9 protein-coding genes are annotated in these 18,224 nt (G+C 63.6%); 3 read left to right on the top strand and 6 right to left on the bottom strand.

The window, feature by feature from the left end; translation table 11 throughout:
* Window positions 1-27: 27 nt before the first annotated feature.
* The 4 genes from CI805_RS18140 to CI805_RS18155 form a co-directional block, all read right to left on the bottom strand.
* Complete coding sequence (locus CI805_RS18140; RefSeq protein ID WP_260928091.1) at window positions 28-3,177, bottom strand: glycoside hydrolase family 2 TIM barrel-domain containing protein; 3,150 nt, start codon at window positions 3,175-3,177, stop codon at window positions 28-30.
* On the bottom strand, window positions 3,174-4,571 hold the full coding sequence (locus CI805_RS18145; protein ID WP_260928092.1) for a family 43 glycosylhydrolase: 1,398 nt from the start codon (window positions 4,569-4,571) through the stop codon (window positions 3,174-3,176). The genes CI805_RS18140 and CI805_RS18145 overlap by 4 nt, the downstream gene beginning before the upstream one ends.
* Window positions 4,571-6,793 (bottom strand): GH92 family glycosyl hydrolase, encoded by a 2,223-nt coding sequence (locus tag CI805_RS18150; protein ID WP_260928093.1) that lies wholly within the window; start codon window positions 6,791-6,793, stop codon window positions 4,571-4,573. Before CI805_RS18150 ends, CI805_RS18145 begins: the two co-directional genes overlap by 1 nt.
* Before the next feature lie 95 nt (window positions 6,794-6,888).
* On the bottom strand, window positions 6,889-9,855 hold the full coding sequence (locus tag CI805_RS18155) for a TonB-dependent receptor (protein WP_260928094.1): 2,967 nt from the start codon (window positions 9,853-9,855) through the stop codon (window positions 6,889-6,891).
* 343 nt (window positions 9,856-10,198) lie between these two features.
* Here CI805_RS18155 and CI805_RS18160 point away from each other — a divergent pair, with 343 nt between their 5' ends.
* The 3 genes from CI805_RS18160 to CI805_RS18170 all read left to right on the top strand — a co-directional run bounded on the left by CI805_RS18160 (window position 10,199) and on the right by CI805_RS18170 (window position 13,007).
* The gene (locus CI805_RS18160) at window positions 10,199-10,402 is read left to right on the top strand and encodes a hypothetical protein (RefSeq protein WP_260928095.1); all 204 of its coding nucleotides are present in this window, start codon (window positions 10,199-10,201) and stop codon (window positions 10,400-10,402) included.
* A gap of 270 nt (window positions 10,403-10,672) precedes the next feature.
* Window positions 10,673-12,169, top strand: a complete 1,497-nt coding sequence (gene proP / locus CI805_RS18165; protein WP_260928096.1) for a glycine betaine/L-proline transporter ProP — start codon at window positions 10,673-10,675, stop codon at window positions 12,167-12,169.
* Between the two features lie 85 nt (window positions 12,170-12,254).
* Window positions 12,255-13,007, top strand: a complete 753-nt coding sequence (locus CI805_RS18170; RefSeq protein ID WP_260928097.1) for a class I SAM-dependent methyltransferase — start codon at window positions 12,255-12,257, stop codon at window positions 13,005-13,007.
* A 194-nt stretch (window positions 13,008-13,201) separates the two neighbouring features.
* On the opposite strand, the gene CI805_RS18175 is transcribed toward CI805_RS18170, so the two are convergent.
* Together CI805_RS18175 and CI805_RS18180 are read right to left on the bottom strand one after the other, a co-directional pair.
* Window positions 13,202-15,484 carry an NADP-dependent malic enzyme gene (locus tag CI805_RS18175; protein WP_260928098.1) on the bottom strand — a complete coding sequence of 761 codons (2,283 nt, stop codon included), beginning with the start codon at window positions 15,482-15,484 and terminating at the stop codon, window positions 13,202-13,204.
* A 219-nt stretch (window positions 15,485-15,703) separates the two neighbouring features.
* Window positions 15,704-18,169 (bottom strand): hypothetical protein, encoded by a 2,466-nt coding sequence (locus CI805_RS18180; RefSeq protein WP_260928099.1) that lies wholly within the window; start codon window positions 18,167-18,169, stop codon window positions 15,704-15,706.
* Between the last annotated feature and the right edge of the window lie 55 nt (window positions 18,170-18,224).

The following is an 18,224-nucleotide window of genomic DNA, read 5'->3' on the forward strand; positions in this document are numbered from 1 at the left end:
TGCAAGCCAAGCGGCGTGCCGATGCAATCAGCGCGCCGCAACGGGCCTCAGAACGAAGCTGAAACGGCGCTCGACGGGCTGGACGCGGTAGTCCGGCAGGGGGCGCCCCTCGGTGTTCCATGTGGTGTCCCCGCCAAGCCCTGCCTGAACGGCATCGATCAGCAAGGTGCCGTGATCGTGGGGCACGATGTCCGTGCTCTTTGCGGTTCCGGGCGGGCGTCGACGCAGGTCTTCATAAGGAAAGGCCAGCGCGTTCATCGTCAGCGGAGTGTCGCCGGTCACGGAGAGGCCCGGTGCCTTTCCGCCGGAAAGCGCCAGCCAGCGCACATCGGATTTCGTCCCGGTATCCTGCGGGCGGATGAAGTCATGATACTGATCGGCAAGGGCCGCCTTCCAAAGGCCGACAATCGCGCCCGTCTTGCGGTCGGCATAGTTTTCCCAAGGCCCGCGCCCGTACCATTCCAGCTGCGTAAGCCGCATCGGGAACGAGAATTCCAGCCCGATGCGCATGGGTTCGGGCAGGTCCTTGCGCAGGGGCATGAAATGCCCTTCGACCGCCACCGAGCCATCGCCGCGCATGGTATAGCGGCTGTCGAACACGGCGGCGCCAGCGCCCAGTCCATAGCGCACGACAATGCTCCTGGCTCCGGCCGGGTCGCGCTGAATCTCGACCTTTTCGACCGTGCGCTGTTGCGACATCGTCGCCCATGGCGCGGCGATGTCCGCCGTGCCGGTGCCCAGATCGTTGTCGGTCGGCATCCGGAAGAAATTGGGATTGCCCCCGGAGAGAAGCTCGCCGTCCTGCGTCGTGTAGCGGGTGAGAAGCCCGCTATGCCGATCGATCACCAGCGTCGCGGCATGCGTGCTGAGGGTAATGCTGTCCGGGCCATCGTTTACCGCGACTTGCCCGCCTATGCGAGCCGCAGGGGCCGGGATCACCGTTCCATAGGCGAACTGGTCCCAGCCGATGGCATGGTCGGCAGGGGCATAGGGCATGTCGTGCGTCGCATCGTAGGCACGCAAGGTGACGAGATATTCGGTTCCGGGCTTGCGTTTGACAGCAGGCAGCGACAGCGTGAAGTCCTGCGTCGTGCGCGGGGCGGTATGCAAGGCAGGCGCGATGCCCTGGGCAATCGGCACGCCGTCCGCCGTTAACTCCCAGCGGACGCGATAGCCTGACAGGTCGCGGAAATCGTTGCGGTTGGTCACGCGGAAGTGCCCCGCTTGGGCATCGACCGCGGAAAACTGCACGGGCGAGTAGACCTTGCGGACCTCGTACAACTGCGGGTTGGGCGTGCGGTCGGACTGGAGCAGCCCGTCGCCGAACTCGATGTCGCCGCCGGGATTGGGGCCATATTCCCCGCCATCGCCCCAGTATCGCTGGCCGTCCTTGGTATAGCGATACATCGACTGTTCGACCCAGTCCCAGATAAAGCCGCCCTGCAGGCGATCGGGATGGGCGTAGATCGCCTGCCAGTCATCGGCAAAGCCACCGCCGGAATTGCCCTGCATATGGGCATATTCGCACTGGATCAGGGGCTGCTTGAACTCGGTGTGCTGCGCATAGTCGAGCATCTGCGCGATGCTGTGATACATCGGCGCGAAGATGTCGGAATAGGACGGCACCCGGTGATCGGAGGTCGCACTCCACCCCAGGAACGAGATCAGCCGGGTCGGGTCCATCGCCCGTGCTGCGGCTGCGGCCTTCTCGAACGTCGGGCCGACGCCGCTCTCGTTGCCGAGCGACCAGAAGATGATCGAAGGGTGGTTCCGGTCACGCGCGACCATGTTGGTGACGCGCGAGATATGCGCAGCCTCCCAGGCCGGATCGTAACCCAGCAGGTAACGCGCCTCTTCTCCCGGATGCCCCTTGGCCGCGCCCATGTAGGCGTGGCTTTCGATATTGGCCTCGTCCATGACATAGAGGCCAAGCTCATCGGCAAGCGCATAGAGCCGTTCGTCATTGGGATAATGCGATGTGCGCACGGCGTTGATGTTGTTGAGCTTCATCAGTTCCAGATCGCGGCGCATCGATTGCTCCGAGATCACATGGAACATCTCGGGATCGTGCTCGTGCCGGTTGACGCCGCGAATGGTGATCGGACGTCCGTTGACCGTGACCAGCCCGTTCTGAATCGCCACGGTGCGAAAACCGATGCGCTGGGCCGTTGCCTGCACGACATGCCCCTTGGCATCGACGAGTTCGATCAGCAGCGTGTAGAGGTTCGGCGTTTCGGCGGTCCAGGCGCGCGCGTTGGGGAGCGAAGCCGTAATCCGGGCAGATTGCCCGCGAAGGCTCGTCGTGCGGGTCAGGAGAGTGGCGCTGCCATCCTTCAGCGTAGCACGAACCGTCAGCCCGTCAGCGGCGGCTGTCCCGTGAAGGCTCAGATCCAGCGTGCCGTCCCGGTAATTATTGGCCAGCCCAGTCTTGGCAAAGAAGTCATCCACCCGCGCGCGCGGCGCGGTGATGAGATAGACCGAGCGTTCTATGCCGGAGACGCGCCAGAAGTCCTGATCCTCCATGTAGCTACCGTCTGACCAGCGGTAGACCTGGATGGACACGCTGTTGCGGCCCGGCTTGACGAAACGGGTGATGTCGAACTCGGACGGCAGCTTGCTGTCCTCGCTGTACCCCACCTTCTGCCCGTTGACCCAGACATAGTAGGCAGAGCCCGCCGCGCCGATGTGCAGGATGGTGTCCTCGCCGGGCATTGCCGCCAGCGTGAAGTCGCGGCGATACGATCCCACGGGATTGGTCGCATGCGGAATCAGCGGACGGTTGGCGGGGAAGGGATAGGTGATGTTGTTGTAGCGGGCCTGATCGTACCCTTCGGCCTGCCAGTCTGCGGGAACCTTGATCTCCTTCCAGCGCGAGACATCGTAGTCTCGCCGGAAGAAGTCCTTCGGAACGCCATCGACCGAAGGGGAGAAGGCGAACTTCCACAACCCGTCGAGCGACAAATAGCGTGCGGAGAATGCCATATCCCCATCGATCGCCTTGGCCGCCGTTTCGAAAGGAAAACCCGTGGCGCGTGCCGGCAGCTTGCCGATGGCGAAGACGGCAGGGTTCTCCCAATCCGGGCGCTGCGGATCGATCTGGGGCTGGATCGGCGGCACCGGTTCCGAGGCGAGCGCCGTACCCGCGATCAGCGCAAGAAGAAGGGCGGCGCGTTTCATGGGAAAGTCCATTCGAGAATATCGGGCGTGCCTTCGAACACAAGCCGCACGTAACGCGCCTTGCCGCCAAGCGCTGGCAGGCGGACGGGTGAGCTCTGGGCCAAGATCGGTTGCCCGCGCCGTTCCCATGAGCTTGCGTCGCGCGAGGTTTCGATAGTGAAGCGCAACGGATGCAGGAGGTCTGCGGGGCGCAGGGAACTGGCAGGTATGGGGCCGGTTGCTCCAAGGTCCGCCTGAAGCCAGGAGGTCGCCGTACCCGGTGGCGCCTGCCATCCGGTGGCGTAGTTATCGTCTCCCGCCTTTTCGGCATTGTGCAGCACATCGCTTGCAGCGGAGGCGCTCAACGCCACCCGTCGTCCTGCCTGACGATGCGCAGCGGTGCCCGGAATATCCGGGCCTTGATGTGTCGGTCGAACCGGGAGGAGTCGTTCTCCCGACACATCAAGCCTGTCCACCGCGACCTGCCGCAGCACCTCGTCTCCCGCACGGGGGAAGGGCAGCGCCTGGCGGTGATAAAGAATATAGTCCTGCCCGTTCACGCGAAATACCGCGTGATGGCCGGGGCTGATGATCTGCGCCGCCGCGTCTGTCGCCAGCAGGGGGTTGTCATCGGGCTCGCGGAAGGGGCCGAACGGCGTATCGCCCACGGCATAGCGGACCTGATAAGTGTCCTTGGTCGTGTTGCCATAGGAGGACATCAGGAAATAGTGCCCGTCGCGCTTGAGCATGAACGGACCTTCGAAGTAGTGCGGCGGCGTCACATCGCGCACTTCTCCGTCGAGCGTGACCATATCGGGCTTCAGCTTCACGACGAAGCAGTGCCCGTTGACCCAGTTGAGCCCCGATCCCCAATAGAGGTAGGCCGCCCCGTCGTCGTCGATGAAGGCTTCGGCGTCGATCATGTGGAAGCCGGGGCGGAAGTTGCGGGCGATCAGCGGCTTGCCATGATTGGCGTCTTTCCATGGGCCGACGGGATGCGTGGCCGTACCGACCCACACCTCGTTGCCGACCGAGACATACATCCAGAACCTGCCATCGCGTCCCCGCACGACGGAAGGCGCCCAGACGTTGGCGGAACCCGAGGTCGAACTGTGCGCAGCGGCCTTGGTCGGCCAGTTCGGCGTCGAAAAGGTCCAGTTGCGAAAGTCGCGAGAGCGCCACAGTCCCAGTTTCTCGCCGCCCCACGGGTCCATCGTCGCAAAGATGAACCACTCACCCTTGTAGTGCACGATCGAGGGATCGGCGAAATAGCCCGGAAGCAGCGGATTGCGGGCATGGGCCGCATAGGGATCGCTGGCTGCTGGGGTTCGCGTCGGTGGTGATGCCAGCAGATTACCCGCAGCGCCTGCCAGCGCCAACGCAGCAAGGCTCAGCGGGATGATGTGACGTAGCATCAGCGCTGTCCCTCCCCGCCATCAGGCTGCGTCTGCCCCCATCCATTCGGGCGGGACGCCAGCTGCAATTCCAGCGTGCCACCTGCCATGATGTCACCCTGCCGCACGAAAGCCGTATCGAGCGGTTTGCCGTTGAGCTTGGCGGAGGTGATGTAAATGCGGTCGGGTTTCCAGTTGGGCGCAAGGATCGAGAATGTCCTGCCGTTCTCCAGTCGCAACATAGACTTCGGCTGATGCGGCGCATGGAGATAGAAGGTGTCTGTCGTGAGGCGGGGAAACAGGCCCAGGCGGTTAAAGACATAGTGCGAACTCATCGCACCGTTATCCTCGTCACCCGGATAGGCATTGGCGGTAAAGCGCGCGAAGATGCGGTTTGCCCAATAGCTGGAAAGGTCTGGGCGGCCCACTTCGCTGAACAGCCATGGCGTTGCGAAACTGGGTTCGTTGGTGATGTCGATCAGGCCACTGTCGAGCGCGTGGCGCAGTCGTTCGATGAACTTTACCCGCCCACCCATGGCCGCAACCATGCCGGGCACATCGTGAAGCATGTCGTAGGAATAGATCCAGCCGGTGCCTTCATAGAAGCCGACATTCTCATAGGTCTTGCCGTCCCAGCCCAGCTTGGGATCGACAGGCTGGAAGCGACCGTCCGAATAGCGCGGCGTGACAAAGCCGGTGTAGCCGTCACTGGTCGCATCCTTGTCCCACACCTTGCGCCAGTTGCCCGAGCGCGTGAGCAGGGTGACGCCGGCATCCTTCTGCCCGGTCGCCTCGGCCAGCTTCGCCGCGTAGAAATCGTTGAGAGCATAGGCGATCGTCGACGATCCCGAACGCGCGCGCGGGTTGTCAGTCTCCGGACTGCGATCCCCGACTGCGAACCAGCCATCTATCAGGTAGCGCGGTCGCCGCTCTTCGAAAGCATCGTGTAGCGCGACTTCGGCCACCGCATTCCAGTCAACGCCCGACACATGGCGGATCAGCCCTTCGCCCAGCACATTGTCAACTTCATCGCCGCCCTGACCGACGTGATAATTACGCCCGGAAATGAAGGCGGTGTGTGCCACGCCGTATCGCCGGTACGTGGCGACGATCGAGGCGATGTTGCCCGCGTACACACTGGGGCGCAGCAGAGACATCAACGGAAAAGCGGTCCGGTAGGTATCCCAAAGGGTGTAGTAGTCGTCCCAATGCGGTGTGGTGCGGTCGGCAATCGGCTGATCCAGCGTCCGATCGCGAGGCTGGATCACCGAGTGGTAGAGCGCGGTATAGAACCGGCGCTTGTCCGCAGCGCCGACACCTTCGATGGTCGCGAGAGAGAGTTCCGTCTCCCACACGGCCCGTGCGCCTGTTTCCACATCGGCGAAGTGCTTGCCGCTCAGTTCGGCATCGAGCAGTTCACCGGCTCGCTCGGCGCTGGTGAAGGAGACTGCCACTTTGAGTTCGACCGGACGATCGGTGTCGAACTGCCACCACGCGGCCAGTTTGGTATCGGCGGCCACCTGCGCTCGCGTCGCATCGGGCATGACCTTGCTGCCGCTGCGCACCCCCCAAGAGGTCGGCTTGCGATCGAGTTGCGCGACGAACCAGATATCGACATTGGCCGGAGACCAGTAGGTCTTGCTGCGCACCCGCCCAACCAGGCGGCCGCTTTGCGGATCCAGCGTCACATCGGCGCCGTCGCTCGCCAGTGCCCCACCGATCTTTCGCGTGATATCGAACACGAGTGTACCGGGCTTGCCCGCGGGATAGGTGAAACGATAGAGCGCGGCATAGTGCCCCGGCGTCACCTCCGCCCGCACCCCATAACGGTCCAGCGTGACCGCATAGTGGTCTGCGGCGAACTCTTCGTGCGATTTCGCAGAGAGATGGTCCGGTTCATCGAAAGTCGGACAGCCGGTCTGCGGCGAGATCAGGAACGTGCCGTAAGTCGTTCGCCCGCCCGAGCCTTGCGTGTGCAGTTGCGCAAAACCACTGATTGGCGCGGTGATATCATACCCCGCGTTGCTGCCGGTCAGCGTTTCCGGGCTGGGATGGATCGAGCCTGCGGGCAGGGAAGGGCCGGGGACCGTATCGCCTTCGTTGTCGTTACCCAAGCCCACGCGAGGGTCCACATAAGAGACCAGCGATGCCGACGGTGCGGCGCCACCCGCGGCCATCACCTCTCCGGACGGAAGAACCATCGCAATCGCTGCGCCCAGCATCAGGCGTTTGCGGTTCCCCATCGTCTCCCCCTTCATGACTGTTTTTCACTATACTTGCAGTACGGTATGCGATGCGGGCGCCGCAGGCTCAAGCCCCGCGACGCCCGTGCAACACCTTAGAACGTGCCGCGCAGCGTCAGCGTAAAGGTACGACCGTCATAGTCGTAGCGGCGCGGCAGATCGGGCTGGTTCTCGTATTCGTAACGGATCGCGTTGGTCAGGTTGTAGGCATCGACCGAAACCGACAGGAAGTCGGTGATGTTGTACGAGGCCGAGGCGTCCAGCTGCCCGCGCGCACGGACCTGACGTGCGGCGCCCGTGAACGTTCCGGCCGAAGCCAGATCGTACTTGCTGCGCAGGTTGTAGACCAGACGCACGCCGTACTTGGGCGTTTCGTAATAGGCGATGACGTTCAGGTTATGCTTCGAAACGCCCGGCAACGTTGCCTTCGCGCCGGTCGCGGTCTTGCCGCTGATGGTGGTGTAGGCGTAGTTGAAACCGCCTCCCAGGTTCTTGAGCACACCCGGCAGGAAGTCGAGCGTCTGCTGGAAGTTGAACTCCAGACCGCGCACAGTGATCGGGTTGGACTGGTTCATGTAGCCCGAAGCCGAGACCAGATAGGGCTGGGTGACGCCGCCCTGCGTGTAGGTGAGGCTGCTTTCGCAACGGTCGCCGTTGATCGTCAGCGTACCCAGCCCCAGCGCGCTGGCGTCCGAGGGGCACAGTTGTTCGGGGTCGGTGATCTGCGCGATCAGGCCGGTGATCCGCTTCTGGAATGCGGCCAGCGAGATGATCCCGTTGGGGCGGTTGTACCATTCCAGCGAGAGATCGAGCGAGGTCGAGTTATAGGGCTTGAGATCGGGATTGCCGAGCGTCACCGAATAGACCCCGTTCGAGGGCGCGCTGACGACCGTGACCGGCGTAAAGGCGCGCGGCTGCGGGCGCACATACGTCCGATACGCTGCTGCACGCATCATCAGCTTGTCGGAAATGTCGGCGATCGCGATGAACGAGGGCAACAGCTTGTTGTAGCTCTGCTTGTACGTCGTGTTCGCGAAGTCACTGGGTGAGCCGATGGAGTTCGTCAACGTCACGCGGTTGAGCGCATTGATGATGTTATCGGTATGCTCGAAACGCAGGCCGCCATTGCCGCGAATGGTGATGCCACCGATCTCGAATTCGTACTTCAGCTGCCCATAGACGGCAGCGATGTTGTTCTCGTTGCTGAAGTTATAGAGAGAGTAGCTGTTGTCGTTATACCGGATGTTATAACCCAGCGGCGACAGTTCGCCGCCCGGATAGGCCGTGACGGGGGTAACCTCGGACAGGAACTTGCTGATATCCGTCACGTACCAGTTGCTGGTCGGGCTGCCGCCGTTACCACCGAAGAAATCGCTGGATGTCGGGCTCTGGCCCAGCACGTCGCCGGTCAGGTTCTGGATTTGCAAGCCATAGGCGCTGGTGCGGAAGCCCTGTGAAATGAACAGGTTGTGCTCATAACGCCCGCCGACCTGGATTCCGGTGAGGGCGCCGCCGTGGAATGTGCGCTCAAGATCGACCTGCGCGGCGGCCAGCTTGTTGGTGGCATAGCTCTGCGTGCCGGTGAACTGCATGCGGTTGGTCTGCGCCGATGTCGTCGCCGAGTTGTAGTAATACGTCGGATCGGCGACGCCGCCCCACACGCCGGTAGAGATTCCGGCTACGGTGTTCGCCGGGTCCGGATTGATCGTGTAGGAGAAGTCATCGAGATTGCCGCCGCCGGTATGCATGGTGCCGCTCAGGCCGTTCCCGCCCGCCTGCTGCATCGTCTCGAAATCGACCTCGGTTTCGGTCGAGCTGTTTGACGCCTGCGAAAGCGTGCCGACCGCGCTCACCCGCCAGTCGTCGTTCTTCCATTCGCCCGTGGCATCGATGCCCCAGGTCTTCTGATGCTGGCCATAAAGGCGGGTGGAGGAGACAGCGGTGGGGTTCGAATAGTCGAAGTCGTTGACCACATAGCGCCCGTCGGACAGGGCGACCGGTGCGCTCAGCGCGGTCAGCGAACTCGCATCGTTCAGCGAGTTGACCATGATGTACTGGATGGTCTTGGGCTGTTTGCGATCGGTCAGGAAGCCGGTCACGCCGATCTTGGCGTTATCGTCGATCTGGTATTCCGCGCCGCCCGCCGCCGAGAACAGGTTCCCCTTGTTCAGGCGCGAATATTGGCGGATCTGCGAGTTGTAGAGCACTCCGGCGGTCGACGTCGTCCCGGTGCAGGACGGGCATGCTGCCGACGGCGCATAATAGGCGCCCACCAGATCCGAATTGGCTTGTGCCTGCGCAGCGGACATCGGGGTGTAGCTGTTGAACAGGATGGAATCGCGGCGGAAACTCTCGCGTTTGTAGGCAAACACGCCGAAGACCGCGAAATTGTCACTGAAGTGATGGTTGTAGCCAACCGTCGCTTCGGGGCCGCCGGTGCTGCCCAGTTCATTGTACTCATAGGCCAGCTTGGCGAAACCACCGTCCTTGCGCCCCAGTGCCGGAGCGATCTGCAAGTCGACATTACCCGAAAGACCGCCGCTCTGCGCGTTGGCCAGCGGCGATTTGTCGACGACGATCGCGCTGAAAATGTCGGCATTGAAGGCGCCGAGCGGCGCGGCTTCCGACAGGATCGGCTCTGCAAACGCCACGCCGTTCATCGTCAGGCGCGCATATTCACCGGGCAGGCCGCGCAGGTTGATCGTCGCGTTGCGGCCTTCCGCCTCGCGGTTGATCTGAACACCGGGAACGCGTTGCAAAGCCTCGCCAACGTTGAGATCGGGGAAGCGGCCAAGACCATCCGACGAAATACCGTCGGTGATGCTCACTTCCTTGCGCTTGGAAGCGATGGCATTTGCGTAGGCTTGCCGAAAACTGGTGACGACGATCTCGTCCTTGCCTGTTGCCGTCGCTTCCGAAGATGTATCGGAAACGGGTGCCGACGCCTCTGCGTCGCTCGCAGCACCGGAAGTGGATTGCGCCAAGGCCGCTGTTGAACTCAGCATAGTGCCGGCCAGCATCGTGAAAACCAGACCGCGATACGTCACGCCACGTGAAAGCATATACATCCTCCCCCTTTTCGTCGGAGGCGGGTTTTCCCGCCTTTCCGAGGTGCCGTGCGGGTGTGTCTCGCCGGCAAAGTGGTCATACCATTGAGTGAAGGACTGTCAATCTTGTCAGACTAGATCGGCGCCAAAAATTGCAATGATAGCGTTATCCAAAAGCAATCATCCGCAACAATGTCTTTTTCGATCAATCTGATACGGTCGCTCATAATAACAAAAATATTTTTCGCGATCATCTTGAGGCGATTTTGGTCAAACAAATTCGCTTGGCTGCGGAACCGGGCCAATCCCGCCAAGATGCCGCTTGCAGAGTGTCCGATGCGCGCCCTATCAGCCGACGATGGACGAAGACATTTCCCTCGAGCGCCCCCAGCGGCGCTTGCTGCGCCGCCTTTTCAATGGCCGTACAACTCCAATCCACGTCAATGGCGTCACACTTCTGACGTTCCGTCAGGCCAGTGCCCATATTCTCTCCCTGCCGGAAGCGGAGCGTGAGGGTGCATATCAGGCAATCAAACTGGCCGCGAAAACCGAAGCGATCTGACATCCATGATGACGTTATTACTAATTTATTGAAATAACATAATATTTTCTAATTTTTCGACGGTCCCAATCTGTCGCCATTGTTCGGCTTATCGCGCCAACGCCACGTTTCGTCCATGGCAGTCCCAAAATGCATCCGTTTGCGGTAAGGCACCCGCATTCGCTTGATGCCGCATATCGGCGTCGCTTTCCTTCCAGGCTGCCACGCAGCCCTTATTCGCCATGTGCACCGCGCCATTCGTGCGGGCTTTCGGCGGAACCGGAGACATAGATGTCCGCAGGACAGGCGCTCAGCGCCCAATTTGGCTGGTTCAAGGCCAGCGACGAGCTTACCCTCGATGACGTCACGCTCGTCAATCGCAATACGCTCAACCGGGCCGTGGCCGCCGCAGCGCTCGGTAATGCCATGGAATGGTTCGATTTTGGCGTCTACGGCTATATTGCCATCACACTGGGCCACGTCTTCTTCCCGGCCGGAAGTCCCACCGTTCAGCTGATCGCGACGCTGGCGACGTTCACCGCAGCGTTCGTGGTCAGACCATTGGGCGGGCTCGTGTTCGGACCGCTCGGCGATCGCTACGGGCGCCACAAAATCCTTGCCCTGACCATGATCATGATGGCGCTGGGCACATTCGCCATCGGCTTTATTCCGGGCTATGCGCAAATCGGGATCGCTGCGCCGGTCCTGCTGCTGATAGCGCGTCTGGTCCAGGGGTTCTCAACCGGCGGCGAATACGGCGGCGCGGCCACGTTTCTGGCCGAGTATTCGACCGACCGCCGACGCGGCATGGTGGGCAGCTGGCTGGAATTCGGCACGCTGGGCGGCTACATCGCCGGGGCAGGGACCGTCACCGCCCTGCAGTTCGCCCTCAGCGACAGTGAGATGCTGGCCTGGGGCTGGCGCATTCCTTTCCTGATCGCAGGGCCGCTCGGCCTGCTGGGCCTCTATATGCGCCTGAAACTGGAGGAAACGCCCGCCTTTCAGGCCTATTCGGCCGAAGTCGACGCCCGCGAAAGCGACCGCCCCCGCCTTGGCGACCTGTTCCGGCTGCACGGGCCTCAGCTTGCAAAATGCATGGGGCTGGTGCTGGTCTTCAACGTCACCGATTACATGTTGCTGACGTACATGCCCAATTATCTCACCGTCACGATGGGCTATGCGCAGAGCAAGGGGCTCCTGCTGATCATTCTGGTGATGGTGGTGATGATGCCGCTGAACATCGTGGGCGGCATGTTCAGCGACCGGCTTGGCCGCAGACCGATGATCATGGGGGCCTGCGCCGCGCTGATCCTGCTGTCTGTGCCATGCCTGTTGTTGATCGGCACCGGCAGTGATGCCCTTATTTTTCTGGGACTTATGCTGCTTGGCATCGCCTTGGTGTGCTTTACCAGTTCGATGCCGGCAACGCTGCCTGCGCTGTTCTATACGCCGGTCCGCTATAGCGCCCTGTCGATCGCCTTCAACGTTTCGACATCGCTGTTCGGCGGAACGACGCCGCTCGTTACGGCCTGGCTGGTCGAGAAGACCGGCGATCCTTTGGTTCCCGCCTACTATCTGATGGGCGCGGCGGCGATCGGTCTGGTGACTATGCTGACAGTGCGGGAAACGGCGGGCTTGCCGCTGCGCGGTTCGCCACCGGCCGTCGAAACCCGCGCCGAAGCCGTGGCTCTGGTCCGCAGCGACGAGCCGGTAACGGTCGATCCGGCACTCCCTGATCTGGCGCCGCCGGAGCCTGAGTTGCCCGCGCGCGCCACGTCTCTCGCCTAGCCAGGAGGAGGGGGGCGACATGAAGGCTTGATATGGCGCGCAGAGGCGGCATTCTGCGCGGAGCCATTTTTGCGAAGGATCTTCGATGTCTTCCCTGTTTCGGTCGCTCGTCCTCCCTGTTGCCGTGATTGCTGCCGCCGGTCTGGCCTCTCCCTCTCTCGCCTCTCCCGGCGAGGCGGCTGTAAAAGCCGCGCTGGCATCGCCTTCGCGCGCGGACCAGCAGGGCGACGATGCCCGCCGCAAGACAGAGCAGGTGCTTGATTTTGCGGGTGTAAAGCCCGGACAGAGCGTGATCGATTTCCTGCCGGGCTCCGGCTACTGGACGCGGATCTTCACCAATGTCGTCGGGCCGAAGGGGCATGTCTTTGCGATCTGGCCTGCGTGGGGCGCCAAGTATGCGGCCAAGGCGCTTCCCGCGCTGGAGGCGCGCAAGATGGCGAACGTGACGGCAGAGGTGCAGTCCACCGACCTGCCGAGCGTCGCACATCCCGTCGACCTGTTCTGGACCGTCCAGAACTATCACGACATCAACAACAACGGCGGAGAAGCGGCCCTGAACGCCTTCAACGCGGCGGTTTTCAAGGCCCTGAAGCCCGGCGGCATCTACATGATCATCGACCATGCCGACACACCGGGTTCAGGGCTTTCGGGTACGTCCACCAAGCATCGTATCGACAAGGCGGCGGTGATCCGCGAAGTCACGGCGGCAGGGTTCAAGCTCGCCGGGGAATCGACTGTCCTGACCAATCCGAACGATGATCATACCAAAACGGTGTTCGATCCTTCGATCCGCGGCGAGACCGACCAGTTCGTGCTGAAGTTCAGAAAATCTCGCTAAACCATTGGCAGATAAATACTTTGCGGCGGTGTTTGTCGAAATGGGCAAAGCCGGGCTAAAGGCAGGGTAAAGGTAGGGTAGAAGGGGGCTAAAGGCGCCTTGAACGCCCCGAACCGCAATCTGACAAGACAAAGGCCCCGGTTCGGGAAAATCGAACCGGGGCCTTTGCTGTTTCGTATCTATTGCGGCTGAGGTCAGCCCGGCAGGGCAGGGGTCGGGCGGTCAAGCTCCGCTGCCGCGATGGCCGTGAGGTTGAGGATGCCGCGCGCGGTGACGCCGGGCTGCAGGACATGGATCGGCTGCGCCAGCCCCATCAGGATCGGGCCGACCGTGGGCGAGCTGGACGAAGCCGAGAGCGCGGTCAGCGTGATGTTCGCCGCATCGAGCGTGGGCATCACCAGCAGGTTCGCCGGGCCTTCGAAGCGCCCGTCGGGGACCATGCGATCGCGCAGGGCCTGGCTGAGCGCCACGTCGGCGTGCATTTCGCCATCGACCTTCAGTTCCGGCGCGGCCTTGCGGATAATCTCCAGTGCCGCACGCATCTTGCGCGCGCTCGGGCTGTGCGAGGAGCCGAAGTTCGAGTGCGAGACCAGCGCCACGCGCGGCGTCAGGCCGAAGTGCTTGAGCTGCGTCGCGCTCAGCAGCGTCATTTCCGCGACCTGCTCGGGCGTGGGATCGGGCACCATGTGCGTGTCGGTGATGAACAGCGCACCGGCATCGAGGATCAGGCCCGACAGCGCGTAGGCGCGGCTGACGTCCGGACGACGACCGATGACGCGCAGGACATGCTCGATCTGCTTCCAGTATTCGGACCGTCCGCCGACGATGGCCGCCTCGACCCGGCCCGTGCGCAGCAGCAGCGCGGCGGTGACGGTGGGGCGGCGGTAGACGTGGCGCAGGATCTCGTCACCGGGCACGCCCTTGCGGGTGGCGACGGCGCGATAGGCCTCGACGAGATCGGCCATGACCTCCTTGTCGGTCTCTGGGTCGATCACCTCGACATCCTTGTCGAGTTCGAACGAGAGGCCGAGGCCGGGGAGCTTCTTTTCCAGAACACGGCGCCGCGCGACGATGGTGGGGCGCACGATGCCTTCGTCGAGCGCGTCCTGAATGGCGCGCAGCACGCGCTCGTCCTCGCCTTCACCGTAGGCGATCTTGCGACCGGTGCGGCGGGCGGCCTCGAACACCGGCAGCATCAGCTGGCCCGAACGGGTGTTCTGACGCGCCAGCGTGCGCTTGTATTCGTCGAGATCGATGGTCTTGGTGGCGACGCCGCTCTCGATGGCGGCCTTGGCGACGGCAGTGGCGATCTCGCCGATCAGGCGCGGATCGAACGGGGTCGGGATGATGTATTCGGGGCCGAACACCAGCTTGCGGCCGCCATAGGCCTGCGCGACGCTGGCGTGGGCGGGCAGGCGCGCGAGACCGGCGATGGCCTCGGCGGCGGCGGCCTTCATCGCCTCGTTGATCGCGGTCGCGCCGACATCGAGCGCGCCGCGGAAGATGTAGGGGAAGCACAGGACGTTGTTGACCTGGTTCGGATAGTCCGAACGCCCGGTGGCGATGATCGCGTCGGGGCGCACCTCGCGCGCGACTTCGGGGCGGATTTCCGGCTCCGGGTTGGCGAGCGCGAAGATCAGCGGACGGTCCGCCATCGAGGGCAGCCATTCGGGCTTGAGCACGCCGGGGGCCGAGAGGCCGAGGAACACGTTCGCGCCGGGCAGCACTTCGGGCAGGGTGCGCGCATCGGTCTGACGGGCATAGCGCGCCATGTTCGGCAGCATGCCCTCGCGGCCCGAATGGATCACGCCGTCCTTGTCGGTCAGCGTCACGTTCTCGACCGGCAGGCCCATGGAGACCAGCAGGTCGACACAGGCCAGCGCCGCAGCGCCCGCGCCCGAGGTCACGAGCTTCGCCTCGGTCAGCGACTTGCCCTGAAGGACCAGCGCGTTCTTGACGGCAGCGGCGACCACGATGGCGGTGCCGTGCTGGTCGTCATGGAAGACCGGAATGTTCATCCGCTCTTTCAGCGCGGCCTCGATATGGAAGCACTCGGGCGCCTTGATGTCTTCGAGGTTGATGCCGCCGAACGTGGGTTCGAGCAGGGCGACCGCCTCGATGAACTTTTCGGGGTCGGTGGTGTCCACCTCGATATCGAACACGTCGATATCGGCGAACTTCTTGAAGAGGACCGCCTTGCCTTCCATCACCGGCTTCGAGGCGAGGGCGCCGATCGCGCCGAGGCCGAGCACGGCGGTGCCGTTAGAGATCACCGCGACGAGATTGCCGCGCGCGGTGTAGTCCAGCGCCTTGGCCGGATCTTCGGCGATTTCCATGCAGGGGGCAGCGACGCCCGGCGAATAGGCCAGCGCCAGATCGCGCTGGTTGACCATGCGTTTGGTCGGCTCGATGGTCAACTTACCGGGGCGCGGATAGAGGTGATAATCGAGAGCCGCGCGCCGCAGTGTATCGTCCATGGTGTTCTCAGCCCTCGTTACGCATCTGTCTGTTCGGTCCGGCTATAACCGGTGTTGGTGGCAGCTATAGGTCTGCCGGGGGCCGGGTCAAGCAAGGCAGGGAGTGTTTTGCCCTTCGCAACTTGCGCAAACTGCAAGTTCATGGAGGGCCAGTGCAAGTGCGCCTGCGCCCTCTCGCACCGCAGCATTTGCGCAGCGATGGGCGGCAGGCGCGGTCTGTCAGGGCTTGGCCGTATCGACCTTGACGCTCACCTGGGCCTTGGGGGCATCCCGCAGACGCAAGTGCAGCACGCCATCGGCAGGAATGCCGCTTTGCAGCGCGGTGCCCGTGTACCCGACAGGAACTGCCGAGGCCGAGGCGAAGGCGGCATCGGTGCTGACCGCATCGACGAGATAGAGCGACTGCCCGGTGATCGTGCAGGCAGGCTTCGCCGCCTTGGCATCGCATGTAGCCGAAACGATGCGCGGCAGCCGGGCGAGCGTTGCCAGCGGCTGCCAGTCCCCGGCGATGCCCGCCTGCACCACCCGGAAGCGTAACGGCCCGAAAGTGGAGGGGGGAAGATCGTCGGGCGCCAGCGTGCCCACCAGCACTTGCGCACTGGCCATGGTGAGGCCCTTGCCCATCGACAGGCGGGCCAGCACATCATCCGAAGTGCCCGCGATCTCCAGCGTATCGGCGGAGGTGAAGGCCATCCCCTCGGGCGCCTGCAGCGAGAACACCAGCGAGGCGGCATCGGGCAGGATATCATCGCCGGTGATCTCCAGCGGCAGCGTTCCGGCAGGCTGCGGGGCGGGACGGATCGTGCGGCCGATGATGGTTGCCTGCGGACGCGGGGCGGCGACCTTGACCGATATCGTCTGGCTGCGACCGCCGGTCAGGTGAACTTGCGCATCGATGCTGGTGCCTGCCGCCGGAACGTGGGCTCCGCCCTGCGCGGTCAGCGAAAGCCGATCGAGATTGTCATTGCGAGTAAGGCCGTCCGGCGTGAAGGTCAGGCTGCCCAGCGCCACGTCCTTCACCTGTTCGAGCCGCTGGCCGGTCATCAGGATATGCCCGTCGTTGCCATAGGCGGTGATCGTATCGATCCGGCTGCTTTCGGCGCGCGCCGTCAGCGGCAGATCGCTTGGGTTGTCATCACCACGATAGCGCACCGAGAGATGCACCGGCCCCGGTGCAGCACCCGTCAGCGGCACGGTGACGGAGAGGCCGTCGGCGGCCGAAGCGGTCCACTTCACCGGCTGCGGTGCGCCGTTGCCGCGCTGCATCGTCACGTCTGACACGCAGCCTGCCGCGCCGCCGCTGATCTCGACCGTGTTGTCGCGCCCGACCACCAGATCGCTGGTATCGGCCACGACCTTCCATGCACCGGTGCCGGGACGCTGAAGCTGGAAGTCCGGGCCATCGAAGCTCTCGAAGCCCCAACGCCCGTGCAGGTGCCCGCGCAAGGTGCCGGTTTCACCTGTGGGAAGGGCACCGGCGGGAAGCACATAGCCGCCGCGATTGGCGCGCGCCTCGACCGGGATCTCGATGATCTTGCTATCGGGACCGGTGACGCGCAGCGACACATTGTGCGCAAAGCGGGTGGAGAACACCAGCGGCGCGCCCTCCACGGGCAGCACGGCGTCACCGGTCGCCACGCAGATCGGCCCCTTCGCGGTCGAACGCAGTTGCGGCGGCACATCGGCCTCGACGGCGGGCATCCCGGCCACCATCACCGACTTGGGCTTGTTGAACGAGGGCGCGGCATTGAGCAGCAGCGACAGCGTGCTGCCGTCGCGCTGGGTCAGGGCGGGCAGATACCCGAACGAGGGGTTCGAGAACGCGCCGAGCATGCGCACCAGATCGCGCGCCACGCCGATATAGGCGCTGTAATACCCGGCGCCGCCTTCGGGCGTGGCGCTCAGTTGCAGGGCCAGATCGGTGGGCGTGTCGGTCAGCGTATCGGCGAGCGAACTGGAATGCACGTCGCTCAGCACCAGCGTATCGGGGCTTTGCAGCAGGCACGAGGCCTGCTCCTGCGCGACCTTGGAAAGGCAATCGGCATTGAGCTTGATCGACAGGCTGGAGGCCAGCACCGGGGCGATTTTCTGCAAGGCTTCGGGCTGGTAATCGCCCTGCGCGCGGATCGCCGCCATGAACGCTTCGAGCCGCGAATGGTCGAGCGAGGCCTGGTTCAGCTCCTGCCCGACGCGCACGAACTCGCCCGGCTTGCCGCGCACGGAATCGCGCAGCACGCCTTCGGCGCCGCCGGTATCGGGCACCATCAGCAGCACCATCTGCCGCGCGCCCTTGGGCACAGTGACATCGAGCGTGTGCTTCTTGTCCTTCTTCTGCCAGGTCTCGGTGAACTGCACCCAATCCTTGGGCGGCGGGTTGGTCGCGCCGCGCAGGAAGGCCGAGACGAGAATGAAGTGCGCGCCCTGATCCGGCCCTACGGCGGAGCGGATCACCAGCTTGTCCCCTTCGGACAGGCTGGGCACTTGCGCGATCGGCAGCGTCTGCTTGCCGCGCGTCACCTCGATGTCGATGCGCGGGCCGTCCAGCTCGAACGGCGCAGGGTCGGCAGCGGCGGCGCTGGAACTCACCGCCAGCGCGGCGGTGAGCGCAAGGCCCGCGACGGCGCTTGCCCTCGTCAGGCGCTTGCGGGTAAGGGCGGGGCGTTGGCGGATCGTCTCGTACGGCAAGCGGTGCGGTTCCCTGTCCTTCGCTGTCGGCTCATTTTCCCATGAGCGTTGCAGC

It is taken from the genome of Novosphingobium sp. 9 (assembly GCF_025340265.1).
GTDB lineage: Bacteria > Pseudomonadota > Alphaproteobacteria > Sphingomonadales > Sphingomonadaceae > Novosphingobium.